At 41.8% G+C, this 21,630-nt stretch carries 16 protein-coding genes and 1 other annotated feature (1 of these 17 running past the window's edge); of the genes, 1 reads left to right on the top strand and 15 read right to left on the bottom strand.

Annotation, left to right across the window (positions count from 1 at the left end; genetic code table 11):
• Positions 1–92: 92 nt before the first annotated feature.
• On the bottom strand, positions 93–2,771 hold the full coding sequence (locus L8T27_RS06810; RefSeq protein WP_233314449.1) for a calcium-translocating P-type ATPase, SERCA-type: 2,679 nt from the start codon (positions 2,769–2,771) through the stop codon (positions 93–95).
• Positions 2,772–3,062: 291 nt separating this feature from the next.
• Here L8T27_RS06810 and L8T27_RS06805 point away from each other — a divergent pair, with 291 nt between their 5' ends.
• Positions 3,063–4,769, top strand: a complete 1,707-nt coding sequence (locus L8T27_RS06805) for an Rqc2 family fibronectin-binding protein (protein WP_237941168.1) — start codon at positions 3,063–3,065, stop codon at positions 4,767–4,769.
• 41 nt (positions 4,770–4,810) lie between these two features.
• On the opposite strand, the gene pyrE is transcribed toward L8T27_RS06805, so the two are convergent.
• The 14 genes from pyrE to ileS form a co-directional block, all read right to left on the bottom strand.
• On the bottom strand, positions 4,811–5,434 hold the full coding sequence (gene pyrE / locus L8T27_RS06800; RefSeq protein WP_233314451.1) for an orotate phosphoribosyltransferase: 624 nt from the start codon (positions 5,432–5,434) through the stop codon (positions 4,811–4,813).
• Entirely contained in the window at positions 5,431–6,147 is a 717-nt protein-coding gene (gene pyrF, locus L8T27_RS06795; protein ID WP_233314452.1) for an orotidine-5'-phosphate decarboxylase, read from the bottom strand. Before pyrF ends, pyrE begins: the two co-directional genes overlap by 4 nt.
• On the bottom strand, positions 6,119–7,060 hold the full coding sequence (locus tag L8T27_RS06790; RefSeq protein WP_233314453.1) for a dihydroorotate dehydrogenase: 942 nt from the start codon (positions 7,058–7,060) through the stop codon (positions 6,119–6,121). Before L8T27_RS06790 ends, pyrF begins: the two co-directional genes overlap by 29 nt.
• Positions 7,057–7,836, bottom strand: a complete 780-nt coding sequence (locus L8T27_RS06785) for a dihydroorotate dehydrogenase electron transfer subunit (RefSeq protein WP_233314454.1) — start codon at positions 7,834–7,836, stop codon at positions 7,057–7,059. The genes L8T27_RS06790 and L8T27_RS06785 overlap by 4 nt, the downstream gene beginning before the upstream one ends.
• Positions 7,833–11,045: a carbamoyl-phosphate synthase large subunit gene (carB, locus tag L8T27_RS06780; RefSeq protein ID WP_233314463.1), complete on the bottom strand. Its 3,213-nt coding sequence runs from the start codon at positions 11,043–11,045 to the stop codon at positions 7,833–7,835. The genes L8T27_RS06785 and carB overlap by 4 nt, the downstream gene beginning before the upstream one ends.
• Positions 11,032–12,129, bottom strand: a complete 1,098-nt coding sequence (locus tag L8T27_RS06775; protein WP_233314464.1) for a carbamoyl phosphate synthase small subunit — start codon at positions 12,127–12,129, stop codon at positions 11,032–11,034. The genes carB and L8T27_RS06775 overlap by 14 nt, the downstream gene beginning before the upstream one ends.
• Positions 12,126–13,412 carry a dihydroorotase gene (locus L8T27_RS06770; RefSeq protein WP_237941167.1) on the bottom strand — a complete coding sequence of 429 codons (1,287 nt, stop codon included), beginning with the start codon at positions 13,410–13,412 and terminating at the stop codon, positions 12,126–12,128. The genes L8T27_RS06775 and L8T27_RS06770 overlap by 4 nt, the downstream gene beginning before the upstream one ends.
• Entirely contained in the window at positions 13,378–14,313 is a 936-nt protein-coding gene (locus tag L8T27_RS06765) for an aspartate carbamoyltransferase catalytic subunit (RefSeq protein WP_233314466.1), read from the bottom strand. Before L8T27_RS06765 ends, L8T27_RS06770 begins: the two co-directional genes overlap by 35 nt.
• A gap of 202 nt (positions 14,314–14,515) precedes the next feature.
• On the bottom strand, positions 14,516–15,832 hold the full coding sequence (locus L8T27_RS06760) for a solute carrier family 23 protein (protein ID WP_233314468.1): 1,317 nt from the start codon (positions 15,830–15,832) through the stop codon (positions 14,516–14,518).
• Positions 15,833–16,010: 178 nt separating this feature from the next.
• The gene (gene pyrR / locus L8T27_RS06755; protein WP_233314469.1) at positions 16,011–16,553 is read right to left on the bottom strand and encodes a bifunctional pyr operon transcriptional regulator/uracil phosphoribosyltransferase PyrR; all 543 of its coding nucleotides are present in this window, start codon (positions 16,551–16,553) and stop codon (positions 16,011–16,013) included.
• Between the two features lie 172 nt (positions 16,554–16,725).
• Positions 16,726–17,637, bottom strand: coding sequence for an RluA family pseudouridine synthase (locus tag L8T27_RS06750; protein WP_233314470.1), 912 nt, complete (start codon positions 17,635–17,637; stop codon positions 16,726–16,728).
• Positions 17,606–18,139, bottom strand: coding sequence for a signal peptidase II (gene lspA, locus L8T27_RS06745; RefSeq protein WP_245399854.1), 534 nt, complete (start codon positions 18,137–18,139; stop codon positions 17,606–17,608). Before lspA ends, L8T27_RS06750 begins: the two co-directional genes overlap by 32 nt.
• A gap of 86 nt (positions 18,140–18,225) precedes the next feature.
• Positions 18,226–18,507, bottom strand: a complete 282-nt coding sequence (locus L8T27_RS06740) for a hypothetical protein (protein WP_233314471.1) — start codon at positions 18,505–18,507, stop codon at positions 18,226–18,228.
• Between the two features lie 172 nt (positions 18,508–18,679).
• Positions 18,680–21,439, bottom strand: a complete 2,760-nt coding sequence (gene ileS, locus L8T27_RS06735; protein ID WP_233314472.1) for an isoleucine--tRNA ligase — start codon at positions 21,437–21,439, stop codon at positions 18,680–18,682.
• Positions 21,440–21,535: 96 nt separating this feature from the next.
• Positions 21,536–21,630, bottom strand: a binding site (T-box leader); it runs 132 nt beyond the window's last position.

The following is a 21,630-nucleotide window of genomic DNA, read 5'->3' as shown; positions in this document are numbered from 1 at the left end:
GCCATTTAATCACTTGCTCATTAAGAGATATCCACATAAAAAAAACAAAAGGCATAGAGTTATCTCTAGTACCTTTTGGATTATAACATATTTTATTTTGATTTACTTAACAAAAATGATCCTGCTAGTAAAAAAGTTGGAACAGAAGCTAGACCTATCACCATTAGCCAATCCTTTGGAACGATGGCTACTGTATGGAAAATGCTTTGCAATGCTGGTACGTAAATAACGACAAGCACTAACAGTAAGGAAGAAATAACCGCCCAAACTAAATACATATTTCCAAATGGATTGCGGGACAAGATTGATTTTTCACTGCGGCAGTCAAAAACATGAATCAGCTGTGCCATTACTAATGTAGCAAAGGCAATTGTCTGGGCGTATGCAAGATTATCAGGATTTTCATTATATGCGAACATAAAGGCCGCGATAGTTGATAACCCGATTAGAAAACCTCTGGAAATAACCTTCCAGCCAAGTCCCCTTGCAAATACACCTTCATTCGGACTGCGCGGATCACGCTTCATGACATTATCTTCTGGTCTGTCTAATCCAAGCGCCATCGCTGGCAGACCATCTGTGACTAGGTTAACCCAAAGAATCTGGATTGGCACTAACGGCAGGGGCAGTCCTAATATCATTGCAAAAAGCATCACTAGAATCTCACCAACATTGGATGCTAGCAAATAGCGGATAAATTTGCGGATATTTTCATAGATATTTCTTCCCTCTATAATCGCTGCTTTAATAGAAGCGAAGTTGTCATCCATTAAAACAAGGGAAGAAGCTTCTTTGGCTACATCTGTGCCTGTAATGCCCATCGCAATCCCGATATCAGCCGTCTTAATAGCTGGAGCATCATTGACTCCGTCACCTGTCATTGCCACGATATGACCCCTGTTTTGGAAGGCCTGAACAATCTTCAGCTTATGCTCAGGTGAAACCCTAGCAAACACAGAAACATCCTCTACAACATCCTCTAATTCTTCCACACTCATATTTGAAAGCTCTTTACCTTCAAGCACTTTTGACTGGCTGTTAGCAATGCCAAGCTGTTTAGCAATGGCGTTTGCTGTAATCACATGGTCACCTGTAATCATAACCGTTTTAATTCCAGCTTCCTTACATTCCTTTACGGCCTGTTTCACTTCTGGACGCGGAGGATCGATGATTCCTTGCAGTCCAATAAACACAAGCTCGCTTTCTGCTTCTTTTTCATGCAAAATAATAGTGTTAGCAGAAATCTCTTTAAAAGCGATGGCAATTGTTCTTAATGCTTGGGATGCAAGTCCATCAATGGCAGCTTGTACGACCGACTTCTCCCGACTGCCGATGTTCTCCATTCTATTCCCCATCAAGATTGTCTTACTTTGTCCAATTAACACATCTGGGGCGCCTTTTGTTACAACAAACTGTCTTCCAGTAGAATCCTTAACAATGACACTCATCATCTTTCTTGTTGAATCAAATGGGAATTCCTTTACTATCTCGAATTGACTCAACAGCTGGCTTTTCGTAAATCCGGCCTTCATCCCGGCAACGATTAGCGCCCCTTCTGTTGGGTCACCATTCAAAACATACTCACCCGATTTTTGTTCAATTTCTGCATGATTGCAGAGCATCCCGAATGTGAGGAGCTGCTGCAGGCCTTTTTCGTTTTTAGGATCAATAACTTGATCTTTTTCATAATAATTCCCTTGCGGTTCATACCCTGCACCGTCCACAGACCAAGTACGCCCGCTGCTCCAAATCTTAGTTACTGTCATCTTATTTTGTGTTAATGTTCCTGTTTTATCTGAACAGATTATAGAAGCACAGCCGAGCGTCTCTACAGCTGGAAGCTTCCGGACAACAGCATTTTTACGAATCATTTTTTGTACACCGAGGCTCAGTGCGATAGTTACAATTGCTGGCAGTCCCTCTGGGATAGCTGCAACAGCTAAAGATACACCTGCAAGCACCATTGTATACAGATCATTGCCTTGCAGCACACCAATACCAACAACAAGTACCGTTAAGAACAACGCTGTGACAATCAAGATTTTTCCGAGCTGTTCAAGTCTGCGCTGCAACGGTGTCGTTTGTGACTCTGCATTTTGCAAAAGATCTGCAATTTGGCCCATAGCCGTTTTCATCCCTGTAGCAATGACAACCCCCATGCCGCTTCCTCTTGTGACCATTGTTCCCATGAAGCCCATGTTTTCCATATCACCCAAAGTCAAATTGGGATTTTTTATAGAGTTAGTCACTTTTTGCACAGGCACTGACTCACCTGTCAAAGCTGACTCTTCTACTTCCAAGCTCCGTGATTCGATAACACGAACATCTGCACCAATTCTGTCACCACTGGAAAACTTGATTACATCTCCAGGCACAAGCTCTCTTGACAGCACCTTTATCCATTCGCCATTTCTTCGCACTTGGACTTGCGGCTGCGAAAGCTCCTTCAATGCAGAAAGTGATTTTTCAGCCCTTCTCTCCTGGAAAAAACCAAGAAAACTATTGAGAATGATGATTGCAATGATTGCAATCGCATCGATATATTCGCCTAATAAACCTGAAATCAACGTTGCTGCTAAAAGCACCAGAACCATAAAATCCTTGAACTGGTTGAAGAATAAGAGCAAAGCACTTTGCTTCTCTCCTTCCTCCAACTCATTTGATCCGAATTGCTTTACGCGCTTGCCGACATCATCATCCGACAATCCAGCCGAAAAATCGGTATTCAATGCTTCTTCCACTTCGTTCTCATTCATTTCATGATAGTTCATCCGGCCATCTCACTTCCCCCTTTTCTAAAATCAGGCTCGCCACTTAAAAAGGCGAAGAAATTATAGTCGTTCGAACACCTGCCAAACCTACATAGTTGTCCCACACCACTATATAAGAAATCATATTCATGCATTTGTGAAATAATGCTATTAATAATTGGAAAAGCATAAAAAGCCCCTCACAAGCCGTAAATTCCCTAATAGAGGCTGATGCTTTATAATAAAAGAGATTTCATGTACATTAATAGAAGGTACTTATGTTTTTACTCGTAAAGAAAAGGAATGTTTATTATGTCATTTGATGGTTTATTTACTAGAGCGATGGCTTCGGAAATATCGCAAAATCTTAAAGGGGGAAGAATTAATAAGGTTCAGCAGCCTTTTACGAATGAAATTGTCTTAATTGTCCGGGCAAACAGCAAAAACCAAAAGCTGCTTCTTTCCGTTCATCCAAGCTATGCAAGAATTCAGCTCACTCAAGAATCATATGAAAATCCTAAAGAACCGCCTATGTTCTGTATGCTTCTGCGCAAGCATTTAGAAGGCTACTTTATCGAAAATATATATCAAGTCGAAAATGAACGGATCATTGTCCTTGAAGTAAAAGGACGCAATGAAATCGGTGATATCTCCTATAAAAAGCTGATCATTGAGATCATGGGAAGACACAGCAACATCATCTTAGTGGATCAAGAGAAAAAAACAATTTTGGACAGCATTAAGCATGTTTCCTATGCGGTTAACAGCCATCGGGCCATTTTGCCTGGTTATGAATATATCTCACCGCCAGCTCAAGAAAAAAGCAACCCTCTTGAAGCAACGGAAGAAGATGTACTCAAAAAGGTTGATTTCAATAGCGGAAAGCTCGATAAGCAGCTTGTTCAGCATTTTTCCGGCCTATCACCGCTCATCGCTAAGGAGATCGTATACAAAGCAGGGCTAGCGAATAGAACGACTCTACCCGCAGCCTTTGCAGCAGCGATGACCATCGTGAAAACCGAAAAATTCGAGCCTGCAATCATGATGACTGAAAACAAGGAATACTTTTATTTCGTGCCGATTGAACATGTCGGCGGTGAAGCAAAAAGCTTTTCTACATTAAGTGAAATGCTCGACCGCTTCTATTTCGGGAAAGCCGAAAGAGATCGTGTTAAGCAGCAGAGCAATGATTTAGAGCGTTTTATTCAAAATGAGCGGGATAAAAACAGCAAAAAAATCAGCAAGCTGGAAAGAACTTTATCTGAAGCAGAAAATGCTGATCATTACCAGCTCCTTGGTGAACTGCTGACCGCCAATCTATATGCTGCTAAAAAAGGGATGGAAAAGCTTGAAGTTATCAATTATTACGACCCTGACGGAAGCAGCATGGATATTGAATTGAATCCAAGACTATCACCATCTGAGAATGCCCAAAAGTATTTCACTCGCTATCAAAAAGCGAAAAACTCTATTGATATCATTAAGGAACAGATTGCTATTGCAAAAACGGAGCTAGAATATTTTGAGGCCTTGTATCACCAAATATTGACTGCCTCTCCGAAAGATATCCAGGAAATACGCGAGGAATTAATAGAGGAAGGCTATTTAAGAGAAAGACAGAAAAAACAAGCCAAAAAGCCGCAAAATGCGAAGCCTGTTCTTGACCAGTATACTTATGATGAAACAGAAATATTAGTAGGGAAAAATAATAAGCAAAATGATTACTTAACTAATAAAGTCGCAGCAAGAGATGAAATTTGGCTGCATACGAAGGATATACCAGGCAGTCATGTGGTTATCCGCAGCAAAAACCCTTCAGAGGAAACAATCTTGCAAGCGGCAAAACTGGCTGCTTATTTCAGCAAGGCTAGACAATCGAGTTCCGTTCCTGTTGACTATACACTAGTCCGCCATGTAAAAAAACCAAGCGGGGCAAAGCCTGGCTTTGTAATTTACGATAATCAGCAGACAGTTTATGTTACACCAGACGAAGAAACGGTTATTTCCTTAAAAAAATAAGAGGATAATCCCGGGTTAAACCGGGATTATCCTCCTTTTGTTTACTTGCCCCATTCAGCAGGATTTTCCTTCCATGCCTGCAGGCTTGCAACATCACTTTCCTTAATGTAGCCATGTTGCTGTGCCACATGCAGAAGCGCTGTATAACCAGTTAAAGAATGGCTTTCTATATTTGCATCCTTCAACAGTTCTTTTCCTTTTGGCAGCTCGTATGTAAAGATCGATACAACTCCGAGCACCTCACAGCCGGCTTCACGCAGACTGTTTACAGCAGTAATTACACTGCCTCCTGTCGAAATTAAGTCTTCTACCACAACGACCTTTTGGCCTTTTTCCGCTTTTCCTTCAATTTGGTTGCCTTTGCCATGTTCCTTTGCCTTTGAACGGACGTATGCCATCGGCAAATCAAGCACATCACTTACCCATGCAGCATGAGGAATGCCAGCAGTAGCTGTTCCTGCCACTATCTCTGTTTCAGGGAAGTTTTCTTTAATTAAGTCTGCCAATCCTTGAGCGATTTCTTTACGTACTTCTGGATAAGACAATGTTAAACGGTTATCACAATAAATGGGTGATTTTAATCCTGAAGACCATGTAAATGGATCATTGGGCTGTAAAAATACCGCTTTTATTTTTAGTAGCTGTTCTGCAATTCTTTCTTTCATAATGTTACACCTTCCCATTCTGTTTTGAACAATTGATAGCTTGCATACGGATCTTGTGCGCGTGTAATTGGTCTGCCGACAACAATGGCCGATACCCCTGATTCTTTAGCTGAGTGTGGTGTGGCCACACGCACCTGGTCTTGAACATCAGCTTGTGCCAATCGGATGCCTGGTGTTACTGTCAAAAAGTCTGCTCCAAGTTGTTCTCTGATCATGCTCGCTTCAAGGGGCGAACAAACGACACCGTCCATGCCTGCTTGTTTTGTAATCGCCGCATATTGAGCAACAGATTCATGCAATGGAAGCTTTATTTGCTGCCATGTTTGCATTTCTTCCTGTGAAGTACTTGTGAGTTGTGTTACAGCTATTGCGTATGGTCTTTTTTGTCCTGCAGTTGTTCCAGCCTCGAGGCCTTCAAGAGCGCTTTCCATCATGCGGATTCCTCCTGCTGCATGGACATTGACAAGATCTGCACCCAGTCCTGCGATATTGCGCATCGCGCTCTTCACTGTATTTGGTATATCATGGAGTTTTAAGTCAAGGAACACTTGATGGCCTTGTTCCTTTAATTCTCGTACGATATTCGGCCCTTCTTGATAGAAAAGCTCCATGCCTACTTTAACAAACAGCTTTTCCTCGTTAAAGCGGTCTAAAAAGCGGAAAACCTCTGTTTTGTCGGGAAAATCAAGCGCGATGATAAGTGAGTTGTTCATTCTTTCCCCAGCTCCTTCCTGTACATTCTGAGATGTGGTCTATTCCGTATTTGTCCAGTAATGCCGGCAGGTCCTCAATGATATTAGGACAGATGAATGGGTCTACAAAGTTTGCTGTGCCGACTGCAACAGCACTTGCGCCAGCATAGAAGAATTCAAGGACATCTTCTGCACTGGAAACCCCGCCCATGCCGATAATCGGGAGCTTTACATGCTGGCTCACTTCATAAATCATGCGAATAGCAACAGGCTTAATGGCAGGTCCTGATAATCCTCCTGATTTATTAGCAAGGATAGGATTGCCTGTCTTTAAATCAAGGCGCATTCCTAGCAATGTGTTAATCATAGTCAGGCCGTCTGCACCGCCCATTTCTACCGCTTTTGCCATTTCCACTATATTAGTGACGTTAGGCGACAGCTTTACGTAAACAGGTTTTCCCGAAACTTCCTTCACCTTTTTCGTCAAGCTTTTTGCCACTTCTGGAATGGTACCAAAGGCAATGCCCCCAGTCTTAACATTTGGACAAGATATATTAAGCTCCAATGCTGCCACATTTGGCGCCTTTGATATTTCTCTTGCGACCTCTATATAATCCTCTTCAGACGATCCTGCCACATTTGCGATAATCGGCACATCATAGCCACTTAACCACGGCAGCTCTTCGCCCATTACCTTTTTTAAGCCAGGGTTTTGCAGACCGATCGCATTCAGCATTCCAGAGTTAGTTTCTGCAACACGCGGTGTCGGATTTCCGAATCTTGGCTCTACCGTTGTCGCCTTAATCATTATTGCGCCTAATTTGCTCAGGTCATAAAGATTGCTGTATTCCCGCCCGAATCCGAAGCAGCCTGATGCAGGCATAATTGGATTTTTTAAACTCAAGCCTGGAAGCTCGACATTCAATCTGTTCATATTACTACCTCCCCTGCTTTGAATACTGGTCCGTCTGTGCAAATCTTTTTGTAGGAGATGCCTGTTGGGTCTTCTTTCGTATGACACACACATGCAAAGCATGCGCCAATGCCGCAGCCCATTCGTTCTTCTAAAGAAATATAGGCTCTTTCTTTAGCAAAGTTTTTCTCCAGATTTCTTAGCATTGGTGTCGGCCCGCATGAATAAAGAACATCATACTGGATATCTTCTTGTGTAATTACATCTGTAACAAACCCTTTTACACCCATTGTTCCGTCCACTGTTGCTACAAAAGTCGCTCCCATTGCAGCAAATTTCTGTTCATAGAAAGCTGCTGAAGCTGTTTGGAATCCAAGGACAATGACGACATTTACTCCTTTTGCTGTCAATTGCTGGGCAAGCTCGTATAATGGCGGAACACCGATTCCGCCTCCAACAAGCAAAGCGGTTTCTCCTCGTTTAGCTCCATCTACAGGAAAGCCATTCCCAAGAGGGCCAAGGACATCGATCAGCTCCTGCTCTTTTCTTTGTGCAAGCAGCTTCGTCCCCTTTCCTTCCGCTCTGTATATCATTGTGAAGGTATTCTCTTCGTGATTGATATTACATATGCTTATAGGTCTTCTTAATAAAGGATCAAAGCCGTCTGCGACCTTAATGTGTACAAACTGGCCTGGCGCGCTCATTTCATGAACAAGCTCACCTTTTAAGGTGAGCTCCATAATGTTTTCTGCTATTTCCTTGTGTGAAATCACGGTGCATTTTTCATTTTTGATCATGCAAGGACCGCCTCCCATTGCTTGCCTGCTGGTGTCATCGCTTCAGCAGAGAATGTCATTGATTCTACAACTCGCAGAATTGCTTCTGCTGTATCAAGAGAGGTTAGGCATGGAATTCCATTTTCAACTGATTCCCTTCTTATTCTGAAACCATCGCGAGCTGGCTGGCTTCCTTTAGAGAATGTGTTGATCACAAATTGCGCCTGTCCATCGCGGATGACATCAATCAATGTCGTGCCTTCGCCGCCGATTTTATCCACCACTTTGACTGGAATATTATTGTCCTGCAAAAACTCTGCTGTTCCGCTAGTTGCCATTAAGCTGTATCCAATATTGACGAAACGCTTCGCAAGCAGCAATGCTTCTTCCTTGTCCTTATCACCGATTGTAAGCAAAACTGTTCCAAATGTCTGGATTTTCATGCCAGAAGCAATCAATCCTTTATATAAAGCTTTCTCCAAAGTAATGTCTTTACCCATTACTTCTCCAGTTGATTTCATCTCAGGTCCAAGCGTTATGTCCACACGGCGCAGCTTCGCAAACGAGAAGACTGGAACTTTAACAAATACGCCCTGCTTTTCTTCAACAAGCCCGGATGTATAACCTTGCGCTTTCAAGCTGTTGCCCAGAATCACCTTTGTAGCGATTTTTGCCATTGGCACATTTGTGATTTTGCTCAAGAAAGGAACCGTTCTGCTTGAGCGCGGGTTAACTTCCAGTACAAACACTTCGCCTTTTGAAACAACATACTGGATATTTAAAAGCCCTACGATATTTAATCCTTTTGCTAGTTTCGTTGTATACTCAATCAATGTTTGTTTAATTTCCGCTGATAAGCTTTGCGGCGGATAGACCGCGATAGAATCACCTGAGTGAACCCCTGCTCTTTCAATATGCTCCATGATGCCTGGAATCACTACATCTTCCCCATCACAGATTGCATCTACTTCAATTTCCTTACCAGTTAGGTAGCGGTCAATCAAAATCGGCTGTCCTGGACTTGCCTCTACCGCTTTTTCCATATATGGAATCAGCTCTTCTTCTTTATATACAATCTGCATTGCTCTTCCACCCAGCACATAGGATGGGCGCACAAGCACCGGATACCCGATAGAGTCTGCTACTTTTACTGCTTCCTCTACTGTCAATGCCGTTTTTCCTTCAGGCTGTGGAATGCCTAATGCGTGCAGGCTGGATTCGAATTTATCTCTGTCTTCTGCTCTATCTAAATCTTCTAAGGAAGTTCCAAGAATCTTAACTCCTCTGTTTGCCAGCTCTGAAGCTAAGTTGATTGCTGTTTGTCCGCCGAATTGAACAACTACACCTTCTGGTTTTTCTAAGTCGATGATATGCATAACATCTTCAATTGTCAGTGGCTCAAAATACAGTTTGTCAGAAACGCTGAAATCTGTAGACACAGTTTCTGGGTTATTATTGATAATAATCGCTTCATAGCCTGCTTCTTTGATTGCCCAGACAGAATGGACTGTTGCATAGTCGAACTCGATTCCTTGTCCGATTCGGATTGGACCAGATCCTAATACGACGATGCTTTTTTTGTTTGTTACGACAGATTCATTCTCATCCTCATAGGTGCCATAGTAGTATGGTGTTTCGGATTCAAATTCAGCTGCACATGTATCAACCATCTTGTAAACTGGCACAAGCTTGTTGTCTTTTCTCCAGTTGTACACCTCAAGTTCAGTCGTATTCCATAATTTTGCAAGCTGTATATCAGCAAAGCCCTTTTCTTTAGCGATTTTTGCATATTCCAAATCAAACGGATGTTCTGCAAGCTGTCTTTCCAACTTGATAATACCTTCTAATTTATGCAGGAAGAATAAGTCTATTTTGCTCCAGTCATGGATTGTTTCAATGGAAACGCCTCTGTTTAATGCTTCTGCTACATAGAATAATCTTTCGTCACCTGCAACTCGAATTCTTTTTTCCAGAAGTTCATCACTAACTTTTTCGCCAGAATTCAATGCAAAGTGGTAAACCTTTGCTTCCAATGAACGGATTGCTTTAAGAAGCGATTCCTCAAATGTTCTGCCAATCGCCATAACCTCGCCAGTCGCTTTCATTTGCGTGCCTAGATTTCTTTTAGCAGATTCAAATTTATCAAACGGGAAGCGAGGGATTTTGCTTACTACATAGTCGAGTGCAGGCTCAAAGCTTGCATATGTTTTTCCTGTTACTGGGTTCATCATCTCATCCAATGTTAAGCCAACAGCGATTTTAGCAGCAAGCTTCGCGATTGGATAGCCGGTTGCTTTGCTGGCAAGAGCGGACGAACGGCTTACCCTTGGATTTACCTCGATAATATAGTACTGGAAGCTGTCTGGATCCAGTGCCAGCTGCACATTACATCCACCCTCGATTTTTAGTGCACGAATAATCTTTAATGATGTGTTTCGCAGCATCTGGTATTCTCTATCGCTTAATGTTTGGCTTGGTGCAACTACGATGCTATCCCCAGTATGAATGCCGACAGGATCAATATTTTCCATGTTGCAGACTACGATTGCATTATCATTACTGTCGCGCATTACTTCATATTCGATTTCCTTAAATCCGGCAATGCTTTTTTCCAACAGACATTGTGTAACCGGGCTGTTTTTCAAACCGCTTGTCACGATTTCGTTCAGGTCATCATCATTATGACAGATGCCGCCTCCAGTTCCTCCTAATGTAAAGGCAGGACGAACGATAACTGGATAACCGATTTGTTCCACAAACGCTTTAGCTTCATCCATGTTATGAATAATTTCACTGTCAGGAACTGGCTCACCAAGTTCATTCATTAAGTTGCGGAATAAGTCTCTATCCTCTGCCTGCTGAATGGCAGAAAGCTTCGTTCCGAGAACTTCCACGCCGCATTCTTCAAGAACTCCAGCCTCTGATAGTTCGACAGCGAGATTTAAGCCTGTTTGACCGCCAAGTGTCGGCAGAATCGCATCAGGTCTTTCCTTGCGGATAATTCTGCTTACGAATTCTAGTGTCAGTGGTTCAATATAGACACTGTCTGCCATTTCTGTATCTGTCATGATTGTTGCCGGATTGGAATTGACCAGGATGACACGATATCCTTCTTCTTTCAAGGCCATACATGCTTGTGTTCCTGCATAGTCAAATTCTGCTGCCTGACCAATGATGATTGGACCTGATCCTATAACTAGTATGCTGTTAATATCTTTACGCTTTGACATATGCGGCACCATCCTTTTTCTGTGTTAGTATCATGGACATGAATCGATCGAATAAATAGTTCGCATCTTCTGGTCCTGGTGAAGCTTCTGGGTGGTATTGCACGGTGAATGCTGGATACTGTTTATGCTGCAATCCTTCAATCGTCCCGTCATTTAGTGCTAAATGAGTAATTTCTAAGTCTGTTTGTTCAATAGATTCTTCATTCACTGTGTAGCCGTGGTTTTGGGAAGTTAAGGAAACCTTGCCTGTCAGCAAATCTTTTACAGGGTGGTTAGAGCCTCTGTGTCCGAACTTCATTTTCTCTGTGTTTGCGCCGCTTGCTAATGCAAACAGTTGATGGCCTAAGCATATACCGAATAGTGGAACCTTGCCGATAATGCCCTTAATCGCTTCAATCGCCTCTGGAACATCCTTTGGATCTCCAGGTCCATTTGACAGCATGACACCATCTGGACTTAAAGACAGAATTTCTTCAGCTGTCGCATTATAAGGCACAACAATGACATCACAGTCACGCTGATTCAGCTCTCTTAAGATTCCATGTTTCATGCCGTAATCAACTAGCACGACCCGGCTTCCTCTGCCTGGACTTGGATATGCTTTTTTAGTTGACACTTGCTGTACTTGGTCTGTCGGCAGCTCGGAAGATTGCAGCTGTCTAATGACATCTTCTACATTCTCTTCCATGCTGCAGATTGCTCCTTTTAATGTACCGTATTTACGAATGATTCTTGTTAATTTTCTTGTATCAATCCCAGCAAGTCCTGGTATGTTCTTTTGTTTAAAAAACTCATCCAATGACAGCTCATTTCTCCAGTTAGACGGAGCATCACAAACTTCCTTCACAATAAATCCGTTAATTGCTGGTGCGATTGATTCAAAATCATCTCGGTTAATTCCATAGTTGCCTACTAATGGATATGTTAAAGTTACAATTTGACCGCAGTATGATGGATCTGACAAAATTTCCTGATACCCTGTCATACCTGTATTGAAGACTACCTCCCCAATAGTATTAGTATCTGCTCCAAAACCTTGCCCGATAAATACGGTACCATCTTCGAGAATCAGCTGTTTTTTCATGCGTGTACACTTTCCTTTCTCCAAGCGATTTTTCCGGCCACAATCGTTGTTTCAGGCCATCCTTGACAAACCCATCCTGCAAACGGGGTATTTTTCCCTTTAGATAAGAAGTTTTCTGGATTGATAGTCTCCTTATCTTCTAAATCTACGATGACAATATCTGCAGTTTTGCCGACTGCAATTGTTCCTGCTTCCAGCTTAAATGTTTCTGCCGGTTTATTTGTCAAAAAGCTGACTAGTTGCTGCAAGGTCATGATGCCTTCTTTTACAAAGTGTGTATATAAAAGCGGAAATGCTGTTTCCAAGCCGACAATTCCAAATGGAGCTAACTCAATTGGCTGTGCTTTTTCTTCTGCTGTATGCGGAGCATGATCTGTTGCAATGAAATCTATTGTTCCATCTAGCAAGCCTTCTATTAATGCTTCTCTGTCTGCTTTTCCTCTTAAAGGCGGGTTCATTTTATAGTTTGTGTCGATGCTAGGGATGTCCTCGTCACATAGTAATAAATGATGCGGTGACACTTCTGCTGTTACGTTAATGCCTGCTCGCTTCGCGTCTCTTACTATGCGGACAGATTCCTTTGTGCTGATATGGCAAACGTGGTAGTGACAATCTGCTGCCTCTGCAAGCAAGATATCCCTTGCTATATGTACAGATTCACAGACAGATGGAATGCCATTTAGGTTGTTCTCTTTAGAAAACTTCCCTTCATGAACTGACCCTTTATTTATAAGGCTATTGTCTTCGCAATGAGCTACAATGGCCATATCAAGGCTTGCTGCAAGCTTCATCGCTTCAAGCATTTTTCCTGCTTCTTGAATACCAACACCATCATCTGTGAATGCAAATGCTCCTAATTCCTTTAAAGCTTTAAAATCTGTCAGCTCTGCACCTAATTGTCTGATTGTAATGGATGCATACGGACGAACATGAACATTTGCTGTTTCGTTAATGCGATTCATTAAATTTTGAAAGTTCTCGACTGTATCCGGGACTGGACGAGTATTAGGCATATTGGCGATTGTTGTGAATCCGCCTCTAGCAGCAGCCATTGTTCCGGTCGCAATTGTTTCCTTCTTCTCTCCGCCAGGCTCGCGCAAATGCACATGGACATCAATGAAACCTGGTGCTACCAGCTTGCCCTTAGCATCAATCACTTCTTCGGCTGCTGTATTAATCTGTGGAGCGATTTCAGCGATGACTCCGTCTTGAATGAGAATATCCTGTGTAATAACTTCCCCTTTTTCATTAAGCAACTGGCCATTTTTGATAATCATTGACATGTACATTTCCTCCCTCAACTGATTGTAAAGATCTTTTTAATACTGCCATGCGGATGAATACTCCATTTTCCATTTGTTTAAAAATTCTGGACCGGTCGCATTCTACTAACTCATCTGCAATTTCTACATCCCTGTTAACAGGAGCAGGGTGCATAATAATGCTGCCTGGCTTCATGCGTCTTTCTCTTTCTGTAGTCAAACCATACATTTGATGATAATCTTCTTTTGTCCAAGAGGCTCCGCTTTCATGCCGTTCATGCTGAATACGCAGCAGCATGACAACATCGGAGGTTTCAATCGCAGTATCAATATCCTCATAGTTTGCTTCTTTCAGGATGCTGTCATCAAACCATTCTTTCGGCCCGGAGAAAACTACATTTGCACCAAGCCTTGTCAGCGCATCTGCATTCGACCTAGCCACACGGCTGTGGCGAATATCACCGATGATGCTGATTTTCAAACCATGGAAAGATTTAAATTCCTGTTTGATTGTCAGAAGATCAAGCAAGGATTGTGTCGGATGATTCCCGCAACCGTCTCCCGCATTGATAACAGGAATCTTAACTTTCCCGATTAGTTCCTGAAAGTAATTATCCTCGTTATGGCGGATAACAACACCGTTCACACCGATGCTTTCCAATGTCCGGACAGTATCATATAATGTTTCTCCCTTAACAACGCTAGAAGTAGTCGTTTCAAAAGGAATGACTTCAAGACCCAGCTTTCTTTCTGCTACTTCAAAGCTGCACTTCGTTCTTGTGCTAGGCTCAAAGAACAGGTTTGCTAAAAATAACTGCTTGGCTGGCTTCCACTCCTTCCCTTCTGCAAAGGCTTGTGCTTCCTCCAGTATTTCTTTTATTTCAAGCACTGTCAGTTCCGAGGTTGTTAATAAGTTTTCCATTATTTATTGCCTCCTTCATGGACTTTTTCTGCTATCGTCAATGTTTTTCGGGCAAAAAAAGCACCCATCTTTGAAAAATGGGTGCTAAAAGTTGAATGTTCTTGGCTAAAGATCCTTATTTAAGCCTGCTTAAATAAGCGGATCCCTTCGCCTAACCTTCAACACCCTTATAAGTCTCTCTGTACTTGTTTAAAAGGTGTAACTATTTAGTTTCTTTTACTGCTTCTTCTTCGAACAAGTCGTCTGTGGACTTTTCTCTTCCTGGAAGCACATAGTTTAAGATGATGCCTAGAATTGCTGCAAGTGCCATTCCTTCTAGTTTAAAGTCTGTACCGATATGAATGGAAGCTCCACCGATTCCAGTAACCAAAATTACTGATGCAATCACAAGATTTCTGTTTTTCGAGAAGTCCATTTTTGCATCTACCAAAATTCTCAATCCAGAGGATGCGATGATTCCGAATAACAGAATGGATACTCCCCCCATTACAGGTGTTGGAATCGATTGGATAAGTGCTGTAATCTTCCCGATGAATCCGAACAGGATGGCAAATACTGCTGCTCCCGCAAGAACATATACACTATATACTCTTGTTATTGCTAATACTCCGATGTTTTCACCGTAAGTTGTTTTTGGCGGTCCACCCATTAAGGAGGAAATTAAGGTTGCTGTACCATCACCTAAAATACTGCGGTGAAGTCCTGGGTCTTTAATATAATCTTTACCGACAACTTTGCTTAATACAAGCTGATGACCGATATGCTCTGCAAGTGTTACAACTGCGACTGGCACGAACAATGCCAGGATGGCGCTGTTTATCGTAAGGTCATAATCCCTGAATGGGAATATGAATTCTGGCATTGCAAGCCATTTAGCATCGATGACACCTTGGAAATCAACAACTCCTACTAATAATGCGTAAACGTAGCCAACGATAATCCCTGCAAGAATCGGAATGAAGCTGAATACTCCTTTACCGAAAATCGTGAATAATATCGTCGCAAGCAATGTTACTAATGCTACTGATAGATATAAGAGACTGTAAGTTTGATCTGGTGTTCCGTTATTTTCATACATCGCCTGGCCGACTGCTGTTCCAGCAAGTGCAAGCCCGATTACCATGATTACTGGTCCGACAACGATTGGCGGCAGCAAGTTCATAATCCAGCGATAGCCACCTTTTTTAATAATCAATGCGACTATTCCGTATACAAGACCTGCTATGAAGGTTCCAATCATCGCAGCTCCAGGTCCGCCAAGCTCTTGTGCCGCAATCATTGGAGCGATAAAGGCAAAGGATGAGCCTAGATAGGCAGGAACTTTAAATCTCGTAATGAGGAGGAAAGCTAGTGTTCCCAGTCCGCTTGAAATCAATGCAATTGCTGGACTCAAGCCGATTAAGTATGGTACTAACACAGTTGATCCAAACATGGCGAATAAGTGCTGTAAGCTTAATGTAATCCATTGGGATGCATTTGGTTTATCTTTTATGCCGAGTATTGGCTTTGTTTGATTCATATTTTTCCCTCTTTCCATCTATGGTGCATGTACTTAGTTCGTGTTGTTAGTATACGCAATTCCAATAAAAAACCCCTTTCCGCATGGCAAAAAGGGGTTTTTGGACAGGTGAAAACACACCTGTATTCCATTTCCCCCTTTGAAGCCTCTCTGGACTGTCATTTAAAAAGGGTTATATTTAATTTTCGTATATATTTACTTCATCTTGACCATCAACTTCTACGAGCTCTACTACAATCTTTTCTGAGCTTGAAGTCGGAATGTTTTTGCCAACATAATCAGCGCGAATCGGAAGCTCTCTGTGTCCTCTGTCTACAAGGACTGCAAGCTGTATCGACCCAGGTCTTCCCACATCCATCAAGGCATCCATTGCTGCGCGGACTGTTCTTCCTGTGTACAGGACATCGTCCACAAGAATTACCTTAAGGTCCTCAATGCTTGTAGGGATATCTGAACCTTTAACAAGCGGCTCTTGATTCTCTGTCTTTTTGCTTAAGTCATCACGGTATAATGTAATATCCAATTCTCCAACCGTTATGCTTTTGCCTTCAATTTGCGAGATTTTTTCTGCAAGGCGGTTTGCGATATAAATTCCTCTCGTGCGAATACCGACTAATACGCAGTTCTCAATACCTTTATTCTTTTCAATGATTTCGTGCGCAACTCTCGTTAATGCTCTTCGAATCGCTTGGTCATCAAGGACTTGTGCCTTACGTGACATCTGCATCACCTTTTTCTTAAAATAAAAATCCTCCCACCTATTCAGTGAGAGGACAGACCGATAGCCGTTCATGGCTATCTAATGAAACAAATCCGATACCTTCTCAACCTCACAGGATTGACTTAAAGGACTTATTTAATTGAGTTAATCTTATAATAAAGCTCGAATTTTGTCAACGATTATTTCTAATATTATCTAGCAACTCTTCAAAATCTTTCGGAAGCGGTGCTTCAAATTCAATATATTCACCTGTTCTTGGGTGGTCGAATCCAAGGATGCCAGCATGAAGCGCCTGGCCGCCGATGTCGATCGTTTTTTTCGGTCCGTACTTAGGATCGCCTGCCAGCGGAAAACCGATGTATTTCATATGAACGCGGATTTGGTGCGTTCTTCCTGTTTCTAGCTGACATTCAATGAATGTATACTCACCGATGCGCTCTAATACGTGAAAATGAGTGACAGCATGCTTGCCGTTATCAACAACTGCCATTTTTTGACGGTCTTTAGGGTCTCTGCCAATCGGTGCATCCACTGTTCCGTAATCATGAGGTATGCTTCCATGAACAAGTGCTTTATATTTTCTTGTTACTGTTTTTGCAACAAGCTGGTTCACAAGGCTTTCATGAGCTGCATCATTTTTGGCAACCATTAATAGACCGGACGTATCTTTGTCAATGCGGTGGACAATCCCTGGACGCATGACACCATTAATTCCAGAAAGATCTTTACAATGGGCCATCAAGCCGTTTACAAGTGTTCCTGTTACATGACCAGGGGCAGGATGTACAACCATCCCTTTTGGTTTGTTGACGACAATGACGTCACTATCCTCATAATACACTTCCAAATCCATTTCCTCTGGCAGAACATCAAGCTCTGTTAATTCTGGAATTTCAATTGTAACAACATCATTCAAGATGCCTTTGTACTTTGTCTTTACCACATTGCCGTTCACAGTCACATGGCCGTCCTTAATCCATTGCTGCACTTGTGTGCGCGACCATTCTTTGTTGATAGTTGAAACGATTTTATCTATTCTTTCACTTACTTGTTCACTCTGAATGATATGTTCCCTTTTTTCCATTTTCTTTCTCCTTCTTTGCTTCTCTTTCCTCCTTTAGCATCACAATGATAAGCAATATAACACCAATTACTAAAGATGAGTCTGCAATATTAAATATAGGAAAATCATAATTGAAGATATACGTATTTACAAAGTCCACGACATACTGATGTCTGACGCGGTCAATAAAGTTTCCGATAGCCCCGCCAAGAATCAGGCCTAAGGAAACTCCATAAAGCAACTTGCCTTTTGCACCTTTCTGGATGAAATAAACGATGCCGACAATAACAACTGCTGTGATGATATAGAAGAATGTCATTTGCCCTTCCAAAATCCCCCAAGCAGCACCGCTGTTGCGATGGGATGTTATATAGAAGAAATTCTCAATGACAGTAATGCTTTCTCCAAGTTCCATCTTCGTTGCCACAAGCCATTTTGTCCATTGATCCAATGCAATGATTATAAGTGCAATTATGTAATAAAACACTAAAGTTTCCTCCAATTCTCGAGTCTCCTTTAGCATTTTAGCATAAACTACTTAAAAACGATAGCTTGTGCCGTCTTGAAGCTTATTTTTCTAAGGGTTCCTTTAAATAATGTAAGTTTTCTTTAGTGCAAGGACTTTCTGTAGTAGGTTTGCATTTGTTCCAAATCTTTTTTTGATTTGATGGTGGGCACAAGCTGCAATAATTCTGCAGGCATTAATTCTCCTGAAATTTCACATGTTCCGAATTGGCCATTTTCCAGCCTGCGCATTGATTCTTCCACATCCAGCAGCTCTGCCTCAATATAGTGGTTTATTTTTGAAGATCTTTTCACTCTAAGTGTGGCTTGTAGTTCTATTTGTGTCATACGGAGTTCTGTATAAAGCTTTTCAACATCAAGGTTCATGGCTAAATTCCTCCGTTTCTATGTTGTTACAGATAGCTTTTCCAAATTGATGTTCAAAAACCGGCTTAAGATTTAACAGGCATAACAACAATTTACGGAGGTGGAATTTTTTTTAGCTGAAGGGAAAACTGACCAAAAAAAACATTCCGGCTTTCGCCGGAATGTTAACATATTAATAATTTTCTTGTACTACTGTTGCACAGCGAGCACATAATGTTGGATGTTCTTCAACAGTTCCAACATCAAGTGTTACTGTCCAGCATCTATCACATGTTTCTCCTTCTGCTTTTGCAACGACAATAGCAGTATTTTCTAATTTCAGCGCATTGTCTGGAGCTTCCTCAAACTTACCAGCAATTTCAAAGCCTGACACGATGAACAGCTGCTTCAAGTTCTCTTCGATGGAATCCAGCAATTCTTTCGCATCTTCACGTACATACAGGGAAACTTTCGCTGCAAGTGATTTACCGATTACTTTTTGATTGCGGGCTTCTTCTAAAGCTTTTAACACGTCATCGCGCAAGTTTAGGAACTTGCTCCATTTTTCTGTTAGAGCTTGTGCGTTGTCATATTCCACATATTCTGGGAAGTCTGTCAGCTGCACACTTTCTTCTTTAACAGATGTGATATGCTCCCAAACTTCTTCTGCTGTGTGCGGAAGAATCGGCGCCATCAATTTCACTAATGCAATCAAGCTTTCATACAATACAGTTTGAATAGCTCTTCTTTCATGATTATCTGCCGCTTCAATATAAAGGACATCTTTTGAGAAATCAAGGTAGAAGGAGCTCAAGTCTAATGTACAGAAATTGTTGATATCTGAGTAAATAGTTGAGAACTCAAATTTATCATAGGATACTGTAACATTTTTGATTAGATTATTCAGCTTCACTAACATATACTGATCTACTTCACGCAAGTTTTCATACGCAACAGCATTTTCTGCTGGGTTGAAGTCAGCAAGGTTTCCAAGTAAGAAACGGAATGTGTTTCTGATTTTGCGGTAACCTTCTGTTACTTGCTTCAAGATAGCATCAGATACACGCACGTCTGCTTGGAAATCAACAGAAGCTACCCATAAACGCAAGATATCAGCACCAAGCTGATTCATTACTTTTGAAGGAACCATAACGTTTCCAAGAGACTTACTCATTTTTCTGCCTTCACCGTCTAAAACGAAGCCATGGCTTAATACACCTTTATATGGCGCTTTGCCTGTTACAGCTACAGCTGTAGATAGGGAGGAGTTAAACCACCCGCGATATTGGTCAGAACCTTCCAAGTAAAGGTCTGCAGGTCTTTGCAATTCTTCTCTTTCTTCTAGTACAGATTGATGAGAAGAACCAGAATCGAACCAAACATCCATGATATCTGTTTCTTTTGTAAAGTTTCCATTCGGGCTGCCAGGATGTGTGAAGCCTTCTGGAAGAAGTTCGTTTGCAGTTCTTTCAAACCAGATATTTGAACCATGCTCTCTAAACAAGTTAGAGATATGCTCAATTGTTTCGTCTGTTATGATGCTGTCACCATTTTCAGCATAAAATACCGGAATCGGAACACCCCATGCACGCTGTCTGGAAATACACCAGTCACCGCGGTCGCGAACCATATTGAATAATCTTGTTTCTCCCCATGCCGGAACCCATTTTGTTTCTTGGACTGCGTTAAGCAAGTCTTGTCTGAAATCTTTAATAGACGCAAACCATTGTGCTGTCGCACGGAAAATAACCGGTTTTTTCGTTCTCCAGTCATGCGGATAGGAGTGTGTGATAAATTTCAGCTTCAATAAAGCTCCCGCTTCTTCTAATGCTTCTGTGATCGGCTTGTTAGCTTTATCATAGAATAAACCTTCAAATCCTGGCGCCTCGTCTGTCATAACACCTTTGTCATCAACTGGACAAAGAACTTCGAGATTATACTTTTGACCAACAATGAAGTCATCCTCACCATGTCCTGGTGCAGTATGAACACAGCCAGTACCTGCATCTGTTGTTACATGCTCGCCAAGCATTACTAATGATTCACGGTCATATAGTGGATGAAGTGCTTTAATGTATTCCAATTCAGAACCTTGAACCTCTTGGATGATAGCTGCTTCTTCCCATGCCACTTCTGTTTTAACTGCTTCTAGCAAGTCTTTAGCAACTAAATACTTATTTCCTTTTTCTTCCACTACAACATATGTCAAGTCAGGGTGAACAGAAATACCAAGGTTTGCAGGAATTGTCCATGGTGTTGTTGTCCAAATCACAATTTGTACATCTTCACTAAGCACATTCTTGCCATCCTTTACTTTAAAGCCAACATAGATGGATGGAGATTGTTTGTCCTGGTATTCAATTTCCGCTTCTGCCAAAGCAGATTCACTTGTAGGAGACCAATAAACCGGCTTTTTACCTTTATAAATATAGCCTTTTTTCGCCATTTCCCCGAACACTTTAATTTGTTGTGCTTCGTATGCAGGCTTTAATGTGATGTATGGATTTTCCCAATCAGCCCGTACACCTAGGCGTTTGAATTGCTCTCTTTGGCTGTCAATTTGGCCAAGAGCGTATTCTTCACACAGCTTACGGAACTCAGCGATTGTCATTTCCTTACGTTTAACACCTTTGTTAGTCAAAGCTTGTTCAATCGGCAATCCATGTGTATCCCAGCCAGGAACGTATGGTGCTTGGAAACCAGTCATCGACTTAAAGCGCACAATAAAATCCTTCAAAATTTTATTCAATGCATGTCCAATATGGATATCTCCATTCGCATAAGGAGGTCCGTCATGCAAAACATAAAGCGGACGGCCGCTAGTGCGTTCTTGAACTTTTTCATAAATATTCATTTCATTCCATTTTGCTTGAATTTCAGGCTCACGGTTTGGCAAGTTTCCTCTCATCGGGAAAGCCGTTTTCGGCATGAGCAAGGTATCTTTATATTCCATTAAAAATCCTCCAAATAATGTTCTAAATTCATGGTTTTTTGATGCGTTAGGGATGTATCTTGTGGTTTTTAGACAATAAAAAAACCCCTCATCCCAAAAAGGGACGAGAAGGTTTATTCTCCCGCGGTACCACCCTTATAGATAGTTAGACTATCCACTTAAGCATTTTTTAACGGTTATGAACCGCCTTT

It is taken from the genome of Niallia sp. Man26 (assembly GCF_022049065.2).
Classification (GTDB): domain Bacteria; phylum Bacillota; class Bacilli; order Bacillales; family Cytobacillaceae; genus Niallia.
The sequence above is the reverse complement of the archived record's forward strand: the minus strand, read 5'-3'. Positions and strand labels throughout refer to the sequence as shown.

Bases quoted from the DNA above. Each gene is read 5' to 3' on its own strand.
- L8T27_RS06740 (WP_233314471.1), bottom strand. From the start codon at position 18,507: ATGAACCTTGATGTTGAAAAGCTTTATACAGAACTCCGTATGACACAA.
- lspA (WP_245399854.1), bottom strand. From the start codon at position 18,139: ATGCTAAAGGAGACTCGAGAATTGGAGGAAACTTTAGTGTTTTATTAC.
- L8T27_RS06805 (WP_237941168.1), top strand. From the start codon at position 3,063: ATGTCATTTGATGGTTTATTTACTAGAGCGATGGCTTCGGAAATATCG.
- ileS (WP_233314472.1), bottom strand. From the start codon at position 21,439: ATGGAATATAAAGATACCTTGCTCATGCCGAAAACGGCTTTCCCGATG.
- pyrR (WP_233314469.1), bottom strand. From the start codon at position 16,553: ATGTCACGTAAGGCACAAGTCCTTGATGACCAAGCGATTCGAAGAGCA.
- L8T27_RS06775 (WP_233314464.1), bottom strand. From the start codon at position 12,129: ATGAAAAAACAGCTGATTCTCGAAGATGGTACCGTATTTATCGGGCAA.
- pyrE (WP_233314451.1), bottom strand. From the start codon at position 5,434: ATGAAAGAAAGAATTGCAGAACAGCTACTAAAAATAAAAGCGGTATTT.
- pyrF (WP_233314452.1), bottom strand. From the start codon at position 6,147: ATGAACAACTCACTTATCATCGCGCTTGATTTTCCCGACAAAACAGAG.
- L8T27_RS06785 (WP_233314454.1), bottom strand. From the start codon at position 7,836: ATGATCAAAAATGAAAAATGCACCGTGATTTCACACAAGGAAATAGCA.
- L8T27_RS06760 (WP_233314468.1), bottom strand. From the start codon at position 15,832: ATGAATCAAACAAAGCCAATACTCGGCATAAAAGATAAACCAAATGCA.
- L8T27_RS06770 (WP_237941167.1), bottom strand. From the start codon at position 13,412: ATGTCAATGATTATCAAAAATGGCCAGTTGCTTAATGAAAAAGGGGAA.
- L8T27_RS06750 (WP_233314470.1), bottom strand. From the start codon at position 17,637: ATGGAAAAAAGGGAACATATCATTCAGAGTGAACAAGTAAGTGAAAGA.
- L8T27_RS06810 (WP_233314449.1), bottom strand. From the start codon at position 2,771: ATGAACTATCATGAAATGAATGAGAACGAAGTGGAAGAAGCATTGAAT.
- carB (WP_233314463.1), bottom strand. From the start codon at position 11,045: ATGTCAAAGCGTAAAGATATTAACAGCATACTAGTTATAGGATCAGGT.
- L8T27_RS06790 (WP_233314453.1), bottom strand. From the start codon at position 7,060: ATGAACAGATTGAATGTCGAGCTTCCAGGCTTGAGTTTAAAAAATCCA.
- L8T27_RS06765 (WP_233314466.1), bottom strand. From the start codon at position 14,313: ATGGAAAACTTATTAACAACCTCGGAACTGACAGTGCTTGAAATAAAA.